This is a genomic window from Methyloradius palustris, from assembly GCF_019703875.1.
In the GTDB taxonomy this organism is placed as follows: domain Bacteria; phylum Pseudomonadota; class Gammaproteobacteria; order Burkholderiales; family Methylophilaceae; genus Methyloradius; species Methyloradius palustris.
The window spans coordinates 2,087,518-2,110,801 of the sequence record NZ_AP024110.1; the positions used below are offsets into that span (position 1 = coordinate 2,087,518).

General features: G+C 46.3%; 19 protein-coding genes. 11 read left to right on the plus strand and 8 right to left on the minus strand.

Features of this window, described 5'->3' with window-relative positions:
• Nucleotides 1-102 precede the first annotated feature (102 nt).
• The 4 genes from ZMTM_RS10035 to ZMTM_RS10050 form a co-directional block, all read right to left on the minus strand.
• A complete protein-coding gene (locus ZMTM_RS10035; RefSeq protein WP_221763719.1) occupies nucleotides 103-3,615 on the minus strand; it encodes a TonB-dependent receptor domain-containing protein in 3,513 nt (1,170 codons plus the stop codon).
• A gap of 122 nt (nucleotides 3,616-3,737) precedes the next feature.
• The gene (locus ZMTM_RS10040; RefSeq protein WP_221763720.1) at nucleotides 3,738-4,508 is read right to left on the minus strand and encodes an energy transducer TonB; all 771 of its coding nucleotides are present in this window, start codon (nucleotides 4,506-4,508) and stop codon (nucleotides 3,738-3,740) included.
• A gap of 169 nt (nucleotides 4,509-4,677) precedes the next feature.
• Entirely contained in the window at nucleotides 4,678-5,706 is a 1,029-nt protein-coding gene (locus ZMTM_RS10045) for a FecR family protein (protein ID WP_221763721.1), read from the minus strand.
• Between the two features lie 10 nt (nucleotides 5,707-5,716).
• Nucleotides 5,717-6,292: an RNA polymerase sigma factor gene (locus ZMTM_RS10050; protein WP_225907011.1), complete on the minus strand. Its 576-nt coding sequence runs from the start codon at nucleotides 6,290-6,292 to the stop codon at nucleotides 5,717-5,719.
• A 549-nt stretch (nucleotides 6,293-6,841) separates the two neighbouring features.
• Between ZMTM_RS10050 and ZMTM_RS10055 the strand changes: the two genes are divergently transcribed.
• Nucleotides 6,842-7,909 (plus strand): beta-propeller fold lactonase family protein, encoded by a 1,068-nt coding sequence (locus ZMTM_RS10055; RefSeq protein ID WP_221763722.1) that lies wholly within the window; start codon nucleotides 6,842-6,844, stop codon nucleotides 7,907-7,909.
• A gap of 15 nt (nucleotides 7,910-7,924) precedes the next feature.
• Here the strand turns inward: ZMTM_RS10055 and ZMTM_RS10060 are convergent, their stop codons facing one another.
• The 3 genes from ZMTM_RS10060 to ZMTM_RS10070 form a co-directional block, all read right to left on the minus strand.
• Complete coding sequence (locus ZMTM_RS10060; RefSeq protein WP_221763723.1) at nucleotides 7,925-8,566, minus strand: response regulator; 642 nt, start codon at nucleotides 8,564-8,566, stop codon at nucleotides 7,925-7,927.
• On the minus strand, nucleotides 8,566-9,933 hold the full coding sequence (locus ZMTM_RS10065; RefSeq protein ID WP_221763724.1) for a histidine kinase: 1,368 nt from the start codon (nucleotides 9,931-9,933) through the stop codon (nucleotides 8,566-8,568). The genes ZMTM_RS10060 and ZMTM_RS10065 overlap by 1 nt, the downstream gene beginning before the upstream one ends.
• Nucleotides 9,934-10,379: 446 nt before the next feature.
• Complete coding sequence (locus ZMTM_RS10070) at nucleotides 10,380-11,213, minus strand: inositol monophosphatase family protein (RefSeq protein ID WP_221763725.1); 834 nt, start codon at nucleotides 11,211-11,213, stop codon at nucleotides 10,380-10,382.
• 147 nt (nucleotides 11,214-11,360) lie between these two features.
• Between ZMTM_RS10070 and ZMTM_RS10075 the strand changes: the two genes are divergently transcribed.
• The 10 genes from ZMTM_RS10075 to fdx all read left to right on the plus strand — a co-directional run bounded on the left by ZMTM_RS10075 (nucleotide 11,361) and on the right by fdx (nucleotide 19,800).
• Entirely contained in the window at nucleotides 11,361-12,146 is a 786-nt protein-coding gene (locus tag ZMTM_RS10075; protein ID WP_221763726.1) for an RNA methyltransferase, read from the plus strand.
• Nucleotides 12,147-12,149: 3 nt separating this feature from the next.
• The gene (cysE, locus tag ZMTM_RS10080; RefSeq protein ID WP_221763727.1) at nucleotides 12,150-12,896 is read left to right on the plus strand and encodes a serine O-acetyltransferase; all 747 of its coding nucleotides are present in this window, start codon (nucleotides 12,150-12,152) and stop codon (nucleotides 12,894-12,896) included.
• Between the two features lie 278 nt (nucleotides 12,897-13,174).
• Nucleotides 13,175-13,666 (plus strand): Fe-S cluster assembly transcriptional regulator IscR, encoded by a 492-nt coding sequence (gene iscR / locus ZMTM_RS10085; RefSeq protein ID WP_221763728.1) that lies wholly within the window; start codon nucleotides 13,175-13,177, stop codon nucleotides 13,664-13,666.
• A gap of 10 nt (nucleotides 13,667-13,676) precedes the next feature.
• Entirely contained in the window at nucleotides 13,677-14,840 is a 1,164-nt protein-coding gene (locus ZMTM_RS10090) for a cysteine desulfurase family protein (RefSeq protein WP_221763729.1), read from the plus strand.
• A gap of 10 nt (nucleotides 14,841-14,850) precedes the next feature.
• Entirely contained in the window at nucleotides 14,851-16,065 is a 1,215-nt protein-coding gene (locus ZMTM_RS10095) for an IscS subfamily cysteine desulfurase (RefSeq protein WP_221763730.1), read from the plus strand.
• 166 nt (nucleotides 16,066-16,231) lie between these two features.
• The gene (gene iscU / locus ZMTM_RS10100) at nucleotides 16,232-16,633 is read left to right on the plus strand and encodes a Fe-S cluster assembly scaffold IscU (RefSeq protein WP_221763731.1); all 402 of its coding nucleotides are present in this window, start codon (nucleotides 16,232-16,234) and stop codon (nucleotides 16,631-16,633) included.
• Between the two features lie 18 nt (nucleotides 16,634-16,651).
• A complete protein-coding gene (gene iscA / locus ZMTM_RS10105) occupies nucleotides 16,652-16,975 on the plus strand; it encodes an iron-sulfur cluster assembly protein IscA (RefSeq protein WP_221763732.1) in 324 nt (107 codons plus the stop codon).
• A gap of 41 nt (nucleotides 16,976-17,016) precedes the next feature.
• The gene (hscB, locus tag ZMTM_RS10110) at nucleotides 17,017-17,559 is read left to right on the plus strand and encodes a Fe-S protein assembly co-chaperone HscB (protein WP_221763733.1); all 543 of its coding nucleotides are present in this window, start codon (nucleotides 17,017-17,019) and stop codon (nucleotides 17,557-17,559) included.
• 2 nt (nucleotides 17,560-17,561) lie between these two features.
• Nucleotides 17,562-19,427 (plus strand): Fe-S protein assembly chaperone HscA, encoded by a 1,866-nt coding sequence (gene hscA, locus ZMTM_RS10115; protein WP_221763734.1) that lies wholly within the window; start codon nucleotides 17,562-17,564, stop codon nucleotides 19,425-19,427.
• A gap of 31 nt (nucleotides 19,428-19,458) precedes the next feature.
• Entirely contained in the window at nucleotides 19,459-19,800 is a 342-nt protein-coding gene (fdx, locus tag ZMTM_RS10120) for an ISC system 2Fe-2S type ferredoxin (RefSeq protein WP_221763735.1), read from the plus strand.
• A gap of 2 nt (nucleotides 19,801-19,802) precedes the next feature.
• Here the strand turns inward: fdx and ZMTM_RS10125 are convergent, their stop codons facing one another.
• Nucleotides 19,803-23,264, minus strand: coding sequence for a bifunctional diguanylate cyclase/phosphodiesterase (locus ZMTM_RS10125; protein ID WP_221763736.1), 3,462 nt, complete (start codon nucleotides 23,262-23,264; stop codon nucleotides 19,803-19,805).
• Nucleotides 23,265-23,284: the final 20 nt, after the last annotated feature.

A 23,284-nucleotide genomic window follows, 5' to 3' on the forward strand; every position in this document is an offset into this window, starting at 1 on the left:
TTGACCGTATCGCTCGTAGTGACCTGCAAGTTCTATTGATTGATAACCGCCAAATTCGTCAACCCGGGTAGCCGCAATGCCCACCTAGGGTAATGAACACACTTATTTCCTATCTGGTTCAAACTCATACCGCACACTTATCCAGGCTGCCCTCGGAGCGCCTGGAGCCACAAAATTAGTGCTCTGCCAGTCATTTGAGTTGTAGTTATAGCCGCTCACACCAATAGCCCCGTTAATGGATGGAGAGAATGGGTTAATACCAAGACGTGAAGCGCTGTAATAGGTTTTATCAAAGACGTTGTTGAGTAATAAAGTGGCTGACCAACCATGGCCGATGTCATAACTGGTACTGAAGTTAAACACAGCATAGCCGCCATTTTTGCCGCTGGTGGTGTAGTTCTTAACTACAGTGACAGGAGTAGGCGTACCTGAACTATTATCAATATAGGTATAAGACTTTGTCCCTATTTGATGCTCGTTATTCTCGTTACCGCGAGCGTAAGATTCTCCATGAGCTACCATATTCATGCCCACACGCCATTTATCGGTGACTGAATAACCTACGCTGGCATTTATGTTGTTCAGTGCAATCCCTGGCATGCGGTCACCAGGATGTATGCTTTCCATACCATAGTCGCCATGCGTTGGATTCTGATCAACGGAACTGTTATCCGCACTTGCTAGCGTGGTATTGGTTTCAAAGGTAGCGTCAGTCAATGAATAGTTCAGCTTGAAATCAAATTTATCGTATTTGCCACTAATACCCGTTTCAATACCTCGGCGACGCGTTCTTCCTATGGTGTCAAAAAAGTTTTTAGTGGCGGTATAGCTGACAAAGTAGATATCATCGGTCAGGTTGGTGTTATACATACTGGCGTTCCATGACAGGTTTTCATTAATCTTGCCGCGAGCACCCATTTCAAAAGTACGAGCAACGACTTGAGGCAAGTAAGGATCACCAGACAGTGAATTTGGCAATGTGCATGAAGTATTACCAGCCAAGCTAGCAGGTTGTATCGCTCCATTACTGCCAAGCGTTGGTGTACGGTCAAAAGCGCAACCTAACTCAATCGCAGAAGGCGTGCGGGTGCCTTGGTTCCAATTGGCATAGACATTCAGATTATCTGTTGGGGACCAAGTGGCACCTAGAGAAGGATTAATCTTGTGGTAATTGAATCGCTCCTTGATATATGGACCAAAAAAAGCATCAGGATTTGTGGCTAGTTGATTTAATGCTGGATTATTCAATAAATATTGGTCACACGAATCCAGTCCTGAGCCAGTGCATACTAGGTAGTCAAGGTAACTACTCGTCACATCTGTTACATTAGTTCCTGCAGTGTCTTTTCTTGTCCGCATATTGGTCATAACGGTACTGTAGTTATAACGAGCGGCTACATTGAAGTGAAGGTTGTCTTTAGGTGAATAAGTCTCGCTGAAGTAAAGACTGCGAGTATCACTGCTACCATTGAAATCATTATTGCGGATGGGCGCTGAAGCGGCGGTGTACTCTGCCCCAATATTAGCTGGGTCTAGATAGGCATTGCGGGTGGAATCCAGCAGGCCTAGTCTTTGTGAATTGGTATACGTGTCAGTAGCGTGATCAAGAGAGCTACCAATCATGAACTTATGCTGATCGGTGTTCCAGTTTAGCTGAACCGCACCGCCTTTCACTAGCTGGCTGATGCCGATGTCGGAAATAATAGCCGTAGGTGTGCCATCAATATAGCCAGTGCCAGTGCCGCCAGCGGCGTATTTGCCATCTCTTGGTATGGTACTACCATTGGCATCAAGCTGCTGAATCTGGCCACCAACAAATTGAGTTGAGGCAGAGTTTATGCTATTGGCTCCACACGTACCTGTGAGTGGATCAACATTTATTGGATCGGCTGGAATAATGTAAAGCTGGATAGGATTGCCATTTAAGGTTGCGGTATAAAAATTACCATTACCAACCAGTTGATTCCATGTAGCCCCACCTGAATAAAAATTTGTAGCGTAATACTGCGTAAAATCTGCGTTGTTGTATGTACCAGCCGCCCCGCCATTTGCACCATGAATATAGTTAGCATTAATTTGCTCTATGGCTGCTAAATAATCAGCGGGCACGGTTAAGTCAGTGCCATTGCCAATAGATTGACTCAAGGTTGCAAGCCCGGCCCCATTTAATCCTCCAAGCAATTGACCAGCAGATATGGTGCCATTATCAATGGCTCTGGCTAAGCTAAGATCGCCATTACCTGCAATCGCATTGATTGCCCCGCTAGTTACAACATAATAATTGGGTACGCCATTCGTACTGCCGTAAGCACAAACTGCATTTTCCCCTGGGAGGGGCCGACGCGTGGCAACATCTTTGTTACTGAAATCGGTATTTACGTCACCTGTAGAAGACTTGCGATCACTTTTTCGGTTATAGATTTGCCCTGTGATATTGAAGGTATCGGATACCTGGAATGCACTAGCGATCTGGAATTGCAATAGTTTGTTCTTGGTATCATCTGGTGAGGTATAAACACTGCTATTGCTTTGGTTATACATCTCAATTGGTATCAGGCCATTGCCTACCAGATCATTCCATGCATATAACATGCTGCCATCGAGGCTTAACTTGTCATTCCTGTAACTGAGTTTGCTGAATATCTGGTTGACCTTGGATGGTGAGTTCTGGCGCCAGCCATCTTCATTAAACAAGTTCAATGCCACAAAACCAGCAACATCTCCATGACTGCCACCAGCAGAAAGTTGGAATTGTTTACGGCCAAATGCACCAGTGAGCATATCTGCCTGTACACCAGGATCATCAAAACCATTCTTGGTGCGCATGGACAGCGCACCACCCAAGGTACCCAGACCAAAGATAGGATTGGAACCAGGGAAAACATCTATACCCGCTAAAGCATTCATGGGAATCATGTCCCAATTCACTACATCACCAAATGGTTCGTTGACGCGAATGCCATCCAGAAACACTGATAAACCTTGTGGCGTGCCTAATTGCGGACTGGCAGTAAAGCCACGGTAAGTAACATCCATTTGAAATGGATTACCTTGATAGTCATTGACGTTCACCGACTGCAACTGGGAGTTCATCAAATCAGAGAGACTAATGGAGTGTGCATCCTTAATTTGTTTTGCAGTGATGCTTTGTACATTGCCAGGGATTTCATCCTTGGTTAATGCCAGACCAGGCATGGGGCCGATCTCGGTATAGCGTTTGGCGCGGATATTGATGTCGTCCAGATGCAGATCAATAGCGCTGGTGTCTTTAGTTGGCTCAAACGCACGCTTAATAAGGGTAGTTGTGCCTTCTGTACTTGCCTCCAAGCCAGTGCCTGCCAATAGCTTGCGTATGGCCTCAAAGCTTTCCATACGACCTTTAATCGCTGGAGCGGTAATACCTTCAGTGACTTTGCTATCAAAGGCAACACTAGCTCCTGTAGCCTTGGCAACCAATTTGAGGGAGTTGGATAATGGCTGTGCGGGTAGATCTAAATCAACTGGTGCTGCTATTGCTTTAATAGAAATAAAGCAAATTAATAAACCAGTAATTACGAAAATACTGACTACGATAGCTTTATATAAGGCGCTTAGCCTGCGCATTGATAAGTGCATTGTTAGGTATCCCAACCATTTTTATAGTGACTGATACCTACATGACTGCCTAGAAAGCCAAACCCTGATGTCTATTTGAAAAATATTTTGATGATTTCTGTCTGGGCATTGCGGGAAGCGAACTATCCTTCGAGCTTGAAATTGAGAGGGATCACCACAGTGAAAGATTTGTTTTCCAGCTTGCCTTTCACAGGCAATGCGTTGGCTGCCTTTCTAAGAGTCTCCAGTGCTGCATCATCCAGCACCTGATGGCCACTCCCTGATTCCATAATGGAAACGCTGATCAGTTTTCCTTGGTCAAATCTGGCAATCACCTTTGCTCGCCCCTCCCAATGGCGGCGAATCGCTAGTTCTGGATAATTCTTATTCTTGGATATCCACTCATAAAGCATTTGCCCATAACCATTCCATGCTTCTGTCGGGTCGGCTTCTTCACTATGTGTGCTTTGGGATTTATTAGCGGAAGTGACTGATGTTTCGCTAACGTCAGCTTTTGCTTCTGCGGGGCTTGCCGCTGGAGAGTCTGTTGTTATAGATGGTTGCTGGCTCTGAGAGCTATTGCTGGGCACAACAAAATCTTGCTCATGAGCAGGCATCTCTTTAGCCATAAGTGGCTGAGAAGGTTTTACCTGTGCAGTTTTAACCGGGACTGGTTTAGCTTTACTGATTTGAGGCTCTTGCTTAGTTGGAATAGGTTCTGGAGGCGATATAGATGACGCTTCTGATTTTGCTGCAACTTGGGTGAGTTCTATCTCAAACAAGATAGGAGGTTTTACGGGCACATGATCCAAATGAGACCAGAGAAGTAGAACAGCAATATGCATGGATAGCGCGATACCAAATGCAGGCAGCCGCCGATCTGGCTCTACATATTGCGCCCTTCTGTAGCTCATTCAGTTTGCATTCTGAATAAGTGCGAAGGATATAGATGTGAGGTTTGCTCACATAGGTTTAGAAATGCAGGTAATTCCATAGCAGGTAATTCACACCAATATTCTGGCTGTTGATACCTGTATGACGCATAAAGTGAAAAAATCCTGATGTCTGGTCTAGATTATTTAATCATTTTTTACCGATAAGCAGCGTTTGGTTATCGGTTTGCTCAATCTTGATGGGTGAAATTTCAGGTAATAGCGCTAAAAATCTTTCTGTATCTCTTACCTTCATCACTGCAGTCACATGGGGATCGCTGTGCCGAGTGGTAATAGATTTAATAGGTATTTTGCGATAACGCGATAATGTTTCGGAAATCTCTTCCAGGCTGGCTTCATCAAAAACCAAGGTGCCATTCTGGAAGGTAAACGCATCAGCCGCATTACGTTCAACACGTTGCGGCATTTCACCTGGTTTCACTTCGGCAACCTCTCCATTATGCAAAACAATTGGCGTCAGGATATTGGCCCCTGTAGAGTCTTGTGCTTCCACCCTTACGCTGCCATGGTCAACGCTGACACGAACCAAACCATTTAATCGATTAACGACGAAGTGGGTGCCTAGCACCGTGATTCTTGCATGCCCGCTATCAATAACAAATGGCCGTGATGGGTCTTTTGCCACGTCAAAAATGACCTCACCCTGGCTAATTTTTGCAGTTCGCCTATCGCGGTAATAAGTCACTTCAATATTGGTATTGGCATTGATAATCAGCTTACTGCCATCGGCCAGCACTTGTTCCTGCATCTGGCCTACAGGAGTAATATTGGCCACCTGAAAAACTGGCCTTGCAGCCCAATCCTGCCAAAAATGGTATCCAAACAAACTCACACCGAGCACGACCATAAAATGTACAGCGCGATTAGCTAGCTGCTTAAGTTTCTTGCTGCGCTCATCACGCAATTCATTAGTTTTGCGCTCCATGATGTCCGCAAGTGACTGGATTTTGGCGGTTGAATCAAAATCCTCCCACACCGAAGAAACAGCCAAATACTCTTGGGCATGCACAGGATTAGCCATCAACCACGCTTCAAACTGACCACGATCTGGGTGATCCGGCTCTGTATTTTTAATGCGGAAAAACCAGCGCGCAGCCGTCTCCCTTAAGCTTTTAATATGCTTAGGGCTGATGTTTATTTGCTGTACCGTCTGTGACATTTTTATTCGACTAATTGAGAAGCAAATCGCGGGCACTGCGTAAATCGACCAAGGCTCTTATTACATGCCGCTCAACCATATTCACACTAATGCCCAATTTATCTGCAATCTCTGTTTGATGGATGCCTTCGATGCGGAACAGCCAGAAAACTTCTCTACATTTGGGTGGCAAACAATCAATGATGCGCTGTAATGCCTGCAGTCGTTGCTGTAAATCAGCTAAATGTTCTGGTGACGGGGAAAAGGCATCTTCTATCTGGTGTGTAGTGATTTGATCGTTCGAGTCACTTGAGGTCTCAGGTGTTTCCATCAGAAAGGGAACAAAGCGCGCCATCTCTCGATAGTTATCTGCGAGGATATTCTTAACCACTGTACGCAAATAGGCATGGGGTTGAGTAATACGTTCTGGATTTTTGGTTAATGCAAACCGTAGAAGTGCATCATGCAGAACATCATAAGCAAGTTGCACACAAGAAGTTTGCCTGCGTATACCAGGGAGCAAATCTGCATAGGCCCAACTGAGATCCAAACCATACCAGAGCATATTGTTAGTTCGAGAAGAAGGTAACTCTATAGTCGTTAACATAGAGTTAATTATTCGGCGACCAGAAATTTTGTTACATAGGTATTCATCTTTGGAGAGCCCCCTTAATTTGTAATTTCTTTATTAAATGCAATATGCATACCCAGATATTTATTTAATACAAGCCATTGTTTTATTATGATTATTTATAAATTTGCATTGGGCCGAAGAATCTAAGCTGGGTACTTACAACCACCAGATGGCTACCAGCAACCATATCTAAAAACCCCAAATAAGCTCTTGAACTACAGCATGTACTTTCGATGTCTTTTAAATTTTGAGCTACCTGACTATAAGGTTGCAGATAGCCTGATGCATGGGAATAACTCCATAAAACAACAATGAGTTTTTCCTAACTTGATTGGGGCTAGTGAGGTATGTGCGATCGCTATTAATTGCGATCATGTAAACGTTGGGAGATTTTCGTGCTGGGAATATTCGGGAGTTATTCCTAGATGAAATTACGTTTAATTCACATGCCAGAAACATGATTGAGCAATAAGGTGATGTACTCGAATAACCTATCCGACATATTCCTCTGGAGACTTTCACATGCAGCAACCTCTTATCAAACTTGGTCTGACTAAAATTCTAATCTTAAGTATGGGGATGATATTGACCCCCTATGCAATGGCGGACGGCAAGGGGATTGCTTATGTTTCCAACCAAGATGGTGGTGTGCAAGTGATTGATCTTGAAACCATGGAATTCACAGGCAATGTTGATATTGGTGCAAAAGGGCCGCGAGGCATTGGTGTGACTGATAATGGCAAATGGCTGGTGACCGCAAATAAAGATGATAGCAATATCTCAATTGTGGACACTTCTGGTGCTACCCCACCTAAACTTGTCGTTGTCGGCAAAAATCCTGAGTTTGTTCGCATCAAGGGTGATCGTGCTTACGTCACATATGAACCCAGCTCTAAATCGGGGCCGCCAAAGACAGGGCCAGACGCAGCTAAAGACGATGATGACGATGACAATATCCCTGGGCATATTGCGATTGTTGACCTGAAAAAAGGTAAAGTGGTCATGGATATCGTCGGTAAGCCTGAGACTGAAGGCTTGGAATTTACCAAAGATGGCAAGAAGATGGTGGTGGCTAACGAGTCCGATAACTCACTCACAGTGCATGATCTTAAGACTGGCAAATTGCTAAAAAACATCGCCGTAGGTAAATACGGTAACCGTCCGCGTGGTATCAAGAACTCCCCCGATGGGAAGATATATGCGACCACGCTGGAGCTATCCAACAAGTTACTAATCTTGAATGATAAGTTTGAAGTGATTAAGGAAATCCCTACTGGTAAATTTCCTTATGGACTAAGTTTCAACCGTGCAGGAACAAGAATCTTTGTTGCGACAAACAAGGAAAAAGCATTACAGGTTTTTGACGCACAAACCTACGAGAAAATTAAGGATATTCCAGTTGGAGACCGCTGCTGGCATTTCAGTTTTACACCAGATGACCAGCAAATACTGCTGGCTTGTGGCAAATCGAATGAAATATTGGTAATTGATGCCAACAAACTGGAAGTGACCAAACGCCTTGCTGACACACAAACACCCTGGGGAATCGTGACTTATCCAAAATCCATGGGCAGTATTGACCGCCCTTGATTTATTTGGCGTGAGTCACCCTTGAATCACGCCATAACGGATAGCAAGACGCACTAACTCAACTGGGCTATTGATGCCCAGTTTTTGTTTGAGCATGGTCTGGTAATTGGCGACTGTTTTTTGGCTGATATTAAGGGTATCCGCAATTACTTCTATTGCACCGCCTTCAGCGAGTAGCCTGAAAACTTCGAACTCACGGGCAGATAATCGCTTAATAGGGTCTTCCTCTCCAGAGAGGGATTGCAATGCAATTTTCTGAGCGATAGAAGCGCTAAGATAGCTGCGGCCTGCATTTACCTCACGGATACCACGCACCAGATCATCAGCCGCGCCTGATTTTGCAACATAGCCTCGGGCACCAGCGGTGAGTGCCTGAGTAGCAAAGGTGGCATTTTCATGCATGGAGAAAATGACAATCCGTGCAGCCGGATAACGTGCCAGGATACGGCGAACAGCCTCTAAACCACCCATGCCAGGCATGGACATATCCATGACCAGCACATCGGGCAGATGTTCACCAAATATCTGATAGGCCTGCTCTCCACTATCGGCTTCAGCAATGACTTCCAAATCATCACTCTGCTCAAGCAAGCGGCGCAAACCTGAGCGCACTACGAGATGGTCATCAACCAAAATAATGCGAATGGGCACACTCATTAAACAACCTCTGTGGTTAATGGAAGGATCACTGCGACAATTACACCTAAGCCTGGGCCGCTGGTTAAATTAAAAATACCGCCCAGGCCTTCAACTCGCTCACGCATGCCTGCGAGGCCAAAGCCCGTTGCAGTAGTCTCAGCTCCGAATCCGCGCCCATCATCGTTCACAATCAACGTAATCTGGTCATTGGCATTTTCTACCTTGATATCAACACGGCTTGCTTCTGAGTGACGGCTAATATTGGTCAAACATTCCTGCACGATGCGATATACGGTGATGCTTGCTGTTTCGTCCAACATTTCAAGCGGACCTGAGATATTCACATTAGTTTTAATATGATGATTCCGATGTCGCCAGGTATCGATCAGATCGCGTAACGCGGCATCCAAACCCAATTCATCAAGAACGCCAGGACGTAAGCGCTGCAACATATCACGCACGATATCCATCATCTGCCTTGCCACCGAATCGATGGCACTGGCACTCTCGCGCACTGCATCTAGCTGTTTGGCATTGAGGATTGCTGATGCATCTACGTGAATTGCGGTGAGGTATTGACCGATCTCATCGTGAAGATCACGGGCAAGATTTTTTCGTTCATCTTCTTGCAAACTAATGATCTGCTGAGTTAGACGATGGTTATTCTGAATGCTGCTTTGCAGTGTTTGCGCCATGGCGTTGAATTTTGTACTGATACCAGTCAGCTCTCGCAAGCTGAACGTAGGTAGGCGTGCTTGCAGATTTCCTTGTTCCAGCTCAGAAAGTGCGGTCATGATGGCATCAACGGGACGAAGTGCGCGCCCTACTGCCCAATAAATCATGGCATTCACTGCTACGAAAAAGATAGCCACCAGAAAAAGTAAGCCCAGAGTGTCGTGCCAGATTTCTGCAATTTCATACGACGGATCAGGCGTGATTACTAACTCACCAAGCACACGACCATTGATCGTCACCTTTCTATGCGTCGGCTTCATGATAGGTGCCACCATATCTACGGCACGAACAAACCACAACGGCGTGACCTCTTCCTGAGGTGTAAGTGGTGCACTATTGCTGTCACTCAACTTACCGAAGGCATCGAAAAACTCAATGTGTAAGTGACGAACGTTATCCAAACTCTGCAAACGGAAAATGGACGTTTTGTTCCCATACGGGTCTTTTAGCGTAACGCCATTCGCCCAGTCGTAATCAGACGTGTAATACAGAATCTCTGCATCCAGTAAATGCAGGGCTAACAGGGTTGTAGATTCCACTTCTGCACGTACATCATCACGGGCATTGCGAATCATCAGAACAACGCCAATCAGCAGGATCAGGCCCAGTAATATGGTAATGATTAGATTAAGACGGAGTTTAAGGCTCATTGAGCTAAAGCCTGCAGAACAAAGAATCGTTTTAGTGGTAAATCAGCAAGTCCGATTATTTTAATGGTTTCCTACTAAACCGACATGGGAGAAAATCCCGAGTAGTGAATTTACTGAGATAAGTTGTGAGATATTCCCATTGATAGAGGTGATGGGCTCCCTCACTACATCAGCAGATAAAAATTAAACTAGTTCCTGCAATTCAAGCTCTCTCCAATTTATTTGAATCGCTTATTCATGATCTCCCTCCAACGGCGCAGCAATGCGCCGTTTTTTTAATATAAACATATCGTGTGACCACATTCTAGTAGCCCATACGTAGCCCAATTAATAATTTATATATACAAACTATTGATTTTATTACATAAAATCACACACCACCGATACTGGCGCATCATCGGCGTGTGTTGCTGGGTATTATCGGTAGCCATTTAGACTATAACTAACTACAGTTCGACTGAATCAGCTTTAGCGGCTGGTTTTGTTTTGAGTCCGTCAGTTAAATGTGGTGCCAATGTCTGCAGAATCTGCGCAAACACTTTTGGATTGCCTGCAACAATATTGCCGCTATTGATCCATTCTTCGTTGCCTTCAAAATCGCCAACAATACCGCCAGCTTCCTGAATCAGCAAAGCACCTGCGGCGATATCCCATTTTGAAAGGCCAATTTCCCAAAAGCCATCGAACCAGCCTGCGGCTACGTAAGCCAAGTCTAGTGCGGCAGAGCCGGGACGACGCACACCAGAGCTCTTTTTTACCATATCCTTGAACATGGCAAGATAGGTATCAAGATGCGCAAAATCACGGAATGGGAAGCCAGTGCCTATCATGGATTCTTGCAACTTGGCGCGATTGCTCACGCGAATACGTTTATCGTTTAGGTAAGCACCGCGGCCACGGGTGGCGGTGAATAGGTCATTGCGGTTTGGGTCGTAAACAACGGCTTGGGTCAGTACGCCTTGCTGCATTAAGGCGATTGAAATTGAGTATTGTGGAAAACCATGCAGGAAATTGGTGGTGCCATCAAGCGGATCGATAATCCAGACATTTTCAGCATCGGTGCGGTCATGTCCGCTTTCTTCACCTAAAAAGCCGTGGTCTGGGTAGGCATCTTGCAAGGTCTCAATAATGGCCCGCTCTGCGGCTTGATCCACTTCAGTAACAAAATCGTTATAGGTTTTACTGCGCACCTTGAGTGCGCCTACATCTTGTGAGGCGCGCGTGATAATACTGCCTGCGCGGCGCGCGGCTTTTACTGCATTGGTCAAAATAGGATGCATAGATGGTTTTCCACGTTGGCTAACTTGCGTTGATTTTCGGCATTTGACTGCGCACACGAATCAGCAAGAAGCGCTTTTAAAGAACTGTTAAAATAGCATTTTAAAGCTTTATGCCAATACAACCAAATAGACAATTCACTTAATAAAATGCCCAGCCAATTGCAATCCTTAAATAATATTCGCATCGTGCTTTGCCAGACTAGCCACCCAGGCAATATCGGCGCGGCTGCGCGGGCGATGAAAACCATGGGCATTACCAATCTGGTATTGGTTTCGCCTGACAGATTTCCTCATGCCGAATCCAATGCGCTGGCTTGTGGGGCGGTTGATTTATTGGAAAATGCAACGGTATGCAGCACACTTGAAGAAGCATTAGTCGGCTGTGCTGTTGCCATTGGGTTAAGCGCGCGTAAACGTAATTTGTCGCATGAACTGCTTTCTGTGCGCGAAGCGGCAAAACAGACCGCAGTGATTGCGCAGAACCAGCCTGTAGCTTTGGTGTTCGGCACAGAAATGAGTGGGCTATCTAACGCAGAGCTGGATTTATGCCAGCTACTGGCGATGATTCCAACTAACCCAGATTTTTCATCGCTGAATGTCGCAGCAGCTGTGCAAGTAGTCTGTTATGAATTGCGAATGGCAGTATTAGAGAGTGAGTCAGCCAGTGTATTATCAGTCACAACGCCTGAGCAGCCACTGGCAACTAGCGACGATGTTGAAGGTTTTTATACGCACCTTGAAGAAACCTTGATCAAAATCGGCTTTCTTAATCCCAATGAGCCGAAAAAATTGATGCAGCGTGTGCGACGAATATACGCACGCGCACGGCTTGAGAAAGAAGAAGTGAATATCTTGCGCGGTATTTTAAAGCACACGCAAGCGCCCCGCAAAGAACAAGCCCTACAAGCGAAAAACAAAATAGAAAGCGTTTAAGCAATGTTTAAACAGATTAAAGAAGATATTGTAGTCGTATTTGAACGTGACCCTGCGGCACGCACTGAATGGGAAATACTCACCACTTACCCTGGCGTGCATGCGCTAATTATCCACCGCTTATCGCACTGGATTTGGACGCATCGTTTCTATTGGCTAGCTAGACTTAGCTCACATATCGCTCGCTTTCTCACTGGCATCGAGATTCACCCAGGTGCAACCATAGGCAGGCGTGTATTTATCGATCATGGCATGGGCGTTGTCATCGGTGAAACCGCTGAAATTGGCGATGATTGCACGCTTTACCACGGCGTTACACTAGGCGGCACATCATGGAACAAAGGCAAGCGCCACCCTACTCTCGCTAATGGCGTGGTGGTCGGCGCTGGCGCGAAAATCCTGGGGCCTATCATCATTGGTGCTGAAGCCAAGATTGGCTCCAATGCGGTTGTGGTCAAAGATGTGCCTGCTGGCGCTACCGCAGTTGGCATCCCTGCCCGTATTATTGATAGCGAGAAGCCACAAGCCATCGATCATCTACCAGATAGCACCAACTTTGTTGCCTATGCAGTATGCGAAAGCATGAACGACCCGATTGTTAAAATTGTCTACAGCCTGCTAGACCGAGTTGCCAAGCAAGATCTGCAATTGCAGCAAGCATTACTCGAGCTAAAACAGCTGGGCGTTGATGTGGAAACTGACGCCGAAGTGGGCAAAGCTTTCGATGTCAACTCACTGAAGAACTCCTAAGCGCAAGGCTTAGAGGTCATTTCAAAACACTATTAAACACTTGTTTAATTAAGATTGAACTCGCAGTTTAAATAGTTGACTAAAGTGTTAAGGTATTATAAGATTATCGCCTGAAATGAGCCGTCAAATATAGCTTTGAAAGACTAAAAGCTAAGGTTACAAAGCAATTCGACGGCTTACATAATCGAGTTAATGTTTTCAAGCAGTTAAATCGAAAAATACTCCCGAATACTCAAGCTTTAATTTTGTAATGACTTCGTTCAGGAAAATAGACTGAAATGCGATTAACGACCAAAGGTAGATTTGCCGTCACAGCCATGCTCGACCTCGCACTCAATGAGGTAGATAAGCCTGTCACGCTCGCTGGCATCAGCGAGCGCCAAGGCATCTCATTGTCTTATCTTGAACAGTTATTTAGCCGCTTACGTCGTGGTGGCCTAGTTAAAAGTGTACGCGGTCCTGGTGGCGGTTATCGCATTGCAAAAAAACATAATGAAATCTCGGTATCGCAAATCATCAGTGCTGTAGATGAGTTGATTGATGCCACCAGTTGCGGTGGCGAAGAGAATTGCCATGATGACCGTCGTTGTATGACCCATGATTTGTGGTCTAGCCTGAATATAAAGATATTAGAGTATCTCTCAGGTGTGAGCCTCGCAGACTTAGTAAAGTCACAGCTTGAAGGTAGCAAGAACATTTTCGCTGCACGCCCTGAATTACAAATACAGTGCGTAAAAGTGCAGAAACAAGTTGAGCCAGCAACGGCTTAACTAGCTGAATATGACTGAAGCAGTTTATTTTGATAACAATGGCACCACGGCACTTGATAGCCGTGTACTAGAAGCCATGTTGCCTTATATGACTGCCCAGCCTGGTAATGCAACCAGCCGCCATGTATTTGGCCGCACGGCAAGGCAAGCGATTGAACGAGCAAGAGAACAAGTGGCTGATGCTACAGGTGCGCACCCTTCGCAAGTGATATTCACGGGTAGCGGCACTGAATCAGACAACATGGCGATTTATGGCATTACCGCTAAAAATGGCCATCAGAAAATTGCCATTAGTGCCATAGAACATCCTGCCGTTACTCGGGCAGCGCAGGCATTGAAGTGTGCTGGCGTTAAAACAGAAACAATTGCTGTTGATGCAAACAGTTTTGTTGAACAGAGCGCATTAGAAGAATTGTTGGCAAAAAACAAACTTGCCGATGCAATTGGCCTGATATCTGTAATGTTGGCCAACAATGAAACTGGCGTGATTCAGGATATTGCCAAACTGGCAGAAATCGCCAAAAGCCAAAAGGCGTTCATCCATACCGACGCCGTACAGGCACTCGGCAAAATGAAAGTCGATTTTGCAGACCTGAATGTGCATGCCATGAGTGTGTCATCACACAAGATCAATGGCCCACAAGGTGCTGGCGCTTTGATACTGGATAAGCGAGTAGATATACAACCACTGCTTTACGGCGGTGGGCAAGAAAAAGGTTTGCGTAGTGGTAGCGAGAATCTGGCTGCGATTGTGGGTTTTGGCGCAGCATGTGAACTGGTTAGCCGCGAATTAATCCAACGCGTTGGCAATGTACGACAACTGCGCGATAAATTAGAAGTTGGCCTGAAGCAGTTAGGCGCTGTGATATTCGGCAATCAGGCTGAGCGTTTGGCGAATACGAGTTTTTTTGCGTTCCCAAATATTGAGGGCGAAACGCTGGTGATGGCGCTTGATCGTAAGGGTTTTGCAGTAGCGAGTGGGTCAGCCTGCTCCAGCGACAGTACTGAACCCAGCCATGTATTAATGGCAATGGGCATAGATGAGGATTTAGCACGCGGTTCAGTCCGTGTGAGCCTGGCGAATAACAACACCAGCCAGCAAATTGAAGATTTTTTACTCGTACTTGAAAACGAGTTATCACGTTTGAGAAGATTAACTGCAATTGCAGTGTGAGGAAGTAAAGATGAGCGTACATACCCCGATTTACCTGGACTATTCAGCCACAACGCCAGTGGATAAGCGTGTTGCTGAAAAGATGATCCCGTTCCTGACCGAAGATTTCGGCAATCCGGCATCGCGAAGCCATCCGTTTGGCTGGACAGCAGAAAAAGCCGTTGAAAACGCCCGTGATGAAGTGGCGAAACTGGTGAATGCTGACCCACGCGAAATCGTGTGGACCTCAGGCGCAACAGAATCAAATAACCTTGCGATCAAGGGCGCCGCAAACTTTTATAGCGCTAAAGGCAAACACGTCATTACCATCCAGACTGAACACAAGGCCGTGATTGATGCTGTACGCGAACTTGAGCGCGTTGGTTTTGAAGCGACCTATTTAGCCCCTGAACCCAATGGCTTGGTTGATTTAGATAAATTCCGCGCAGCGATTCGTCCAGATACAGTTTTAGCATCCGTCATGCTGGTCAACAATGAAATTGGCGTGATTCAGGATATAGAAGCCATCGGCAATATCTGCCGTGAGAACAATGTGATTTTTCACGTAGATGCAGCGCAAGCGACTGGCAAAGTAGCCATTGACCTGGAAAAACTGCCAGTCGATTTGATGAGCTTTTCAGCCCACAAAACTTACGGCCCTAAAGGCATAGGTGCATTATATGTGCGCCGTAAACCACGCATCCGCATTGAAGCGCAGATGCATGGTGGCGGCCATGAGCGCGGCATGCGTTCAGGTACGCTGGCCACCCACCAAATCGTCGGTATGGGCGAAGCTTTCCGCATCGCTCGTGAAGAAATGGAACTGGAAAATGCCCGTATTCGTCGCCTGCGTGACAGATTGCTCAGCGGCTTGGAAGAGATAGATGAGGTGTATGTGAATGGTGATATGAAACACCGCGTGCCGCATAACCTCAATATCAGCTTTAACTTTGTTGAAGGTGAATCACTGATTATGGCTGTGAAAGACATTGCGGTTTCAAGCGGTTCAGCTTGTACTTCTGCCAGCCTGGAACCATCTTACGTGCTACGTGCATTGGGGCGTTCTGATGAGTTGGCGCATAGCTCGATTCGCTTCTCAATTGGTCGTTTTACGACTGAAGAAGATATTGATTACACCGTAGCACTGATGAAAAGCAAGATTGGTAAATTAAGAGAATTATCACCTTTGTGGGAAATGCATCTTGAAGGCATCGATCTAAGTAAGGTTGAATGGGCAGCACATTAAAAGTTGGCTTTTGCTGGCATCAGCAATTTTTTAATATTTTAAGTTTTTAATAAAAATTAATAGGCAAAGCAAAATCTAGGCGGCAAGGCAAAGACAGTACGAATAGTACGGCGAGCCGAAGCCAACAACGAGTTTGCAAAGCATATTAATTTTAAGGAGTACTAAAATGGCTTATTCAGATAAAGTTTTGGACCACTACGAAAACCCACGGAATGTGGGCACTTTGGACAAAAATGACCCGCAGGTCGGTACTGGCATGGTTGGCGCACCAGCTTGCGGCGACGTCATGAAACTGCAAATCAGGGTGAATGATGCTGGCATTATTGAAGATGCAAAATTCAAAACCTATGGTTGCGGCTCTGCGATTGCATCAAGCTCACTCGTAACAGAATGGCTTAAAGGCAAATCGCTTGATCAGGCTGCTCAAATCAAGAACTCTGCGATTGCGGAAGAGCTTGCTTTACCGCCAGTGAAAATCCATTGCTCAGTGTTGGCTGAAGACGCTATCAAGGCAGCAGTAGCTGACTTGAAATCAAAGCAAACGGCTCCAGAAACCACCACAGTTTAAGCAATTATTGAGGTCAATATGGCAATCACAATGACAGAAACTGCCGCAGAGCGCGTGCACAAATTCCTGGCCAATCGCGGCAAAGGCATTGGTTTGCGCTTGGGCGTTAAAACCACGGGTTGCTCTGGCATGGCTTACACGCTTGAGTTCGTGGATGACCTGTTGCCTGAAGATGTAGCTTTTGACAGCCATGGCGTTAAAGTGATTGTTGACCCAAAAAGCTTGGTCTATATCGACGGCACAGAGCTGGATTTCACCAAAGAAGGCCTGAACGAAGGCTTCAAGTTTAACAACCCTAACGTTAAAGACGAGTGCGGCTGCGGCGAAAGCTTTACGGTTTAAGTGCTGGTGCGGGCGCTGTGCAGAATTTGTAAGTAATGACTATGCAAGAAACTAGGCAAGACAGCGACCTTAACTATTTTGAACTGTTCAATTTACCTGCCACATTCAGCGTTGACTCCCAGCTACTAGATATCAACTATCGCAAGTTACAGAGCGAAGTGCATCCTGATCGCTTTGTAACTGCCAGCTCAGCTGAGCGCATGAAGTCGATGCAAATGGCCACGCTTGCAAATGATGCCTACCAGACGCTAAAACAGCCGCTGTCCAAGGCGCGCTATCTTCTCAAACTGGCAGGCATAGCTACTGACGAAGAAAACAATACAGCCATGCCAGCAGATTTCTTGATGCTGCAAATGGAGTGGCGCGAAACCATAGAAGATGCGCGTAATGCCAAAGATATTGATGCGCTGGATAACCTGCTGAACGAAATTGCGCAAAATGCCAATACCCTGCAGCAAACCCTAAAAATCGCTTTAGATGAAACTAACGATTTGGAACTAGCTGCGGACACTGTGCGCAAACTGAGCTTTATAGAAAAACTGCGTGAAGATGTCTCGCAAAGTATAGAAAAACTAGAAAACTAAATATGGCTTTATTGCAAATCGCCGAGCCCGGCATGAGCACCGCCCCCCACCAGCACAGGCTGGCTGTGGGCATTGATCTTGGCACGACCAATTCGCTAGTCGCTAGCATCATCAGCGGCTTGAATACTGTACTGGAAGATGAATCTGGCCGCAGCCTGCTGCCTTCTGTCGTGCATTATCAGTCGAATAAACAAATAGATGTCGGTTATGACGCGCTTGCCCAACAAAGCCAAGACCCTACCAACACCATATCCTCAGTCAAGCGTTTCATGGGCCGTGGCCTTGAAGATATTGCCGACAAGGCACACATGCCGTACCGCTTTATCAATACGCCAGGTATGGTGCAAATTGAAACACGCGAAGGGATCAAAAGCCCAGTAGAAATCTCTGCTGAAATCCTCAAAGTATTAAAAGAGCGTGCTGAAAAATCTTTAGGTGGTGAACTCACGGGGGCCGTGATTACTGTCCCAGCCTATTTTGATGACGCACAGCGCCAAGCCACAAAAGACGCCGCACAACTAGCAGGTATCAATGTACTCCGTCTGCTTAACGAACCAACAGCAGCAGCGGTGGCCTACGGCCTGAATAACGCTGCTGAGGGCACTTATGTCATATATGACTTGGGTGGAGGCACGTTTGATATCTCTATATTGCGCCTGACCAAAGGGATATTTGAAGTATTAGCCACCAATGGCGATTCCGCTCTAGGCGGCGATGATTTTGACCGTGCGATTTTTGATTGGGCCTTGCAAGAAAGCAAGCTCAGCCAATTAAATGCGGAAGACAGTCGCTCACTACTTACCCAAGCACGCGCCGCCAAAGAATGGTTAACCGATCATGACGAAGCGCATATCAAGCTAACGCTTACTAATGGCGAAACGATTAGCCTAGCACTTAGTCGTAGCACTTTTATTGCGGTTACACATCCGTTGGTAAGTAAAACGCTGGCACCAACACGCAAGGCTTTGCGTGACGCAAGCCTCAGTATTGAAGATGTCACAGGTATTGTCATGGTGGGCGGCGCTACACGCATGCCGCATGTACGCGAAGCAGTTGCCGATTACTTTAAACAGCAACCACTGGTGAATCTCGACCCAGACAAAGTGGTGGCACTTGGCGCCGCTATTCAAGCAAATACGCTAGTCGGTAACCGTAATGAAGATGATTTACTGTTACTTGATGTTGTTCCCTTGTCATTAGGTCTGGAAACCATGGGTGGCTTGGTGGAAAAAATCATCCCGCGCAACTCCACCCTGCCAGTGGCGCGCGCGCAGGATTTCACTACATTCAAAGATGGCCAAACCGCCATGAGCATTCACGTGTTGCAGGGTGAACGTGATTTGGTGACCGATTGTCGCTCCCTCGCCAAGTTTGAATTACGTGGCATACCGCCGATGGCGGCTGGCGCAGCGCGCATTCGTGTGACCTTACAAGTTGATGCGGATGGCTTGCTCTCAGTCACCGCGCGTGAACAAACCACGGGGGTTGAAGCTAACGTTGTAGTTAAACCGTCTTATGGGTTAAGTGAAGAGCAGATCACGCACATGCTGCAAACCTCATTTGGCACAGCAAAACAGGACAAGGAAGCACGGGCGTTGCGCGAGGCACAAGTAGATGCGCAACGCTTGATTGAAGCCATTACTGCAGCCTTGGAACAAGATGGCAATTTGCTGGATGCGCAAGAACTTGCTGAAATTAACCAGCCGCTGGAAGCATTGAAAACACTGGTGCAAGCACAAGATGCTGATGCAATTGTAAAAGCCATTGATATACTTAACGAAGCCACTCAAAACTTTGCAGCACGCCGCATGGACGCATCAATCAAGCAGGCATTTGCTGGGCAAGACTTAAACAGCCTGCAGCTGTAATATCAACCAAACACTAGAATAGATAATAGAAATGCCAACAATCACCGTACTGCCTCATCCTGAACTCTGCCCTGAAGGCGCCAGCTTTGAGGCGAAGACTGATCGCTCAATCTGCGAGAACCTGCTTGAACAGCATATTGATATTGACCACGCCTGTGACCGGGTTTGCGCGTGTACCACTTGCCATATCGTCGTCACACAAGGCTATAACTCACTGAACCCAGCAGAAGAAAATGAAGAAGACTTGCTGGACCAGGCATGGGGATTAAAACCAACTTCGCGCTTATCTTGCCAGGCCAAAGTAGAAAAAGAAGATGTCGTGATCGAGATACCGCGCTACTCAATCAACATGGCCAAGGAAGGCCATCGTTAAGCCTATTGCGCGTCTTGAATCATCTTGCTATTGAGCCGCCTTGCGACATTCACGCTCTTTAACAGATCGTAAAAATCATCAGATGATATCGGCTCACTGAAAATAAAACCCTGCATCTGGTCACAACCCTTGCTAGCGAGAAATTTCAACTGGGATGCAGTTTCCACCCCTTCCGCCACCACGCGCATATTCAAGCTCTTGGCCATCGCAATCACTGCACTGGTAATCGCCATATCATCAGCATCGTGTGGAATATCCCGCACAAATGAGCGGTCAATCTTGAGAGCATCAATCGGGAACTGCTTGAGGTAACTTAACGAAGAATAACCCGTACCAAAATCATCAATCAGCACATGCGCACCCAAATCACGGAAATGCTGTAGAACATCACTGGCACGCTCTGCATTCTGCATAATCATACTTTCTGTAATCTCCAGCTCCAGGCAACCCGCACTTAAGCCACTATCTTCCAGCGCATCCGCAATGACATCTTTTAGGCCATCCTCACGGAATTGCCGAGCTGACAGGTTGACTGCAACACGAATAATATCGGCACTCACCGTCTGCCATCTACGCGCTTGTTTGCAGGATTCCTGCATGACCCAAGCCCCAATATCAATAATCAGACCAGTCTCTTCTGCCAGCGAAATAAAGTGGATAGGCGAGAGCAATCCCAACTCAGGATGCTGCCAGCGCAATAACGCTTCAGCACCTATGATTTGCTGCGTTTGCAAATCAACTTTGGCTTGATAATGCACAACGAATTCATTGCGTTCCAATGCACGCCTCAGCGAGTTTTCCAGGGCTAACAGTTCTACACTGTGTGAGTTATTCTCGGCCGCATAAAAATGGAAGGTATTTTTTCCGTTTTCTTTAGCGCGATACATGGCCACATCAGCGTTTTTTAGCAATGAATACATATCGGTACCATCTTCAGGATAGACGGTAATGCCAATACTGGCGCTGATATGCAACTCTTGATTAAGCAAAATAAAAGGCTGCCCAAGCACGCTCATAATTTTGCGGGCGATTGAGGTCAGGTATTGGGTATCTGCAAAATCTTCCAGTAATATCACAAATTCATCACCGCCCTGCCGCGCGACCGTATCTGATTCGCGCAGACACCCTTGTAAACGCCGCGCCGCCTCTTGCAGTAATAAATCACCAGCGTGGTGACCCAAGGTATCGTTAATGACCTTGAAGCGGTCAAGATCAATAAACAGTACGGCAATCTTGCTCTGGTTACGTTGAGCTCTAAGTAAAGCCTGCTCCAGGCGCTGCTGCAATAAAGCGCGATTAGGTAAGTGCGTTAACGCATCGTGATTTGCCAAAAACTGCAAGCGCTCTTCTGAAAGTTTGCGCTGTGTAATATCGGTAAAAACAGCCACATAATTCTGTATGACGCCTTGGGTATCAACGATTTTGCTAACCGATAACCACTCAGGATAACTCTCGCCACTCTTGCGTCGATTCCAGATTTCACCTACCCATTGCCCTGTATTTTCTATGGTTTGCCAGATAGATTCGTAAAAGTGGGGCTCGTGTAGATCACTACTTAACTGTATTGGCTTTTTCCCAGCCATTTCTTCACTGCTGAATCCTGTAATGTTTTCATAAGCCTGATTCACTTCCAACACATTGAAGTCGGCATCCGTAATCACAATGCCTTCTGCCGTGTGCTCAAATACCTGATGTGAGAGGCGCAGCGCTGCTTCAGCCTGCTTGCGAGAGGTAATATCCATCATCACCCCAACTAACTCTAGCGGCCTGATTCCGTGTTTATCAGGGATGACTTTGACCATATCGTGTATCCAGACTACACGACCATCCGCAGCAATCATTCGATAATCAAAAGAATGAGCATTCAGCAGGGATGACTCACTTATACAATAATCAACGACCCAATCCTGGTCGTCTGGATGTATTTTTTGCACCCAAAAATTGGGGTTGGTCGTCCACTCGTCAATCGGGTACCCGAGTATGGATTCAGCTTCCTGGCTCACAAAAGTGAACGCCCCGCCTGGCTTGGCGCGCCAGACAATTGCGCTAACTGACTCTATCAGCTCACGGTAATCCTGCTGGCTTTGCATCAAGGCTGCCATGGCTTTTTTGCGCTCGCTAATATCAATCACCAGCACCACAATTCTGTTGCTACCATCACGCAACGATGCAGCGGCGATTTCAATCGGGATTGAATCACCATTTTTTGCAAGCCCTATTGATTCGTAACGCTCGGGTACATCTTCACCACGCATTCGTTTCTGGTGTATGTCCATGAGCTTATTGCGCTCTGACGGATGTATCACAATAAAACAGCTTGAGCCGATGGGAATATCACCTGGCTCAAACCCACCGATACGCCACAAAGCATCGTTGATGTAGACGATTTTGGCATCTTGTACGATCATCAAGCCCTCGTTGACATCGGCCTGCGCCTGCATCAATGCATCGTAAATATCACGCTGCTCCTTGAGTGTTTCATCTGCCCTAACCCGTGCAGCATTGATGCCAGAGAGCACATAGCCCAAACTTGAAAATACCAGCGTAAATATCCAGAAACCCACCATGCGTGTTTCTGCATAATCATTCGCAAAAAATCCAGAATGATGCGCAACGCCCCACAAGCCAGCCAAAATCACCAGCACACTGACCAAAGCCACACCGCGCTGATTAAAACTCAGTGCAGCCCACACCATCAGAGGAAATAAGAGAAATACTTTAGGTTGTAACATCAGCCATTCTGGCATTTGAATCGCGCCCATCATCACCCATATGCATCCCAATGCCAGCAAACTCGCCAGTATGATGGCCTCAATGACCTTGGAAATATTCCAGCGTATAGGCTCAAAGCGATAAACGGCTAATACTGCAGGGGTAAATAAGAGATAACTGAGGGCATCTGTCATCCACACACAGCTAAATTGCGTGTAAAGCTCAAATGAATCTTTAACGCCTGATTGTGACAACAAAAGCGCACTTACAGCGGCATGCAAAGGAGATACGATAAACACTGTGACAGTGACCAACAGTGCCAGATCACGCACCCTTGAAAACGCTTGGTCAAACCTGGCGAAGCGTTGCAATAAATAATAAGCGAATAATGTTTGCAAGCCCTGAGCTAAAGCCATGCCTGTAGTAGAAAGTAACGCAAGCCCTATCCCCTGGGTTTGAGCTGTATCAGTAAGATGGGAAGCACCCGCTTGCACTGCCCAAGCACCAATCAAAACGCCAGGCCAAATGCGAAAGCCAAAAACCAGAAGTGCCGCCAGAGCAATGCCTGTGGCAGGATTAAAAAAAGTAGCCCAACTGGTTGGATTAATTAAAGTGGAACTGCTTAATACCTCAGCGCTCGCAAATAAACTGTTGCCGTGCGCTGCAAGCCAATAGATAAAAGCCAGAGAGAATACGTGCAAAAGATAAGGAAATGATAAAAAGCCAGGCTTTTCAGGGGGGGCGATATACATGGTTATTTTTGTTCTTAGCC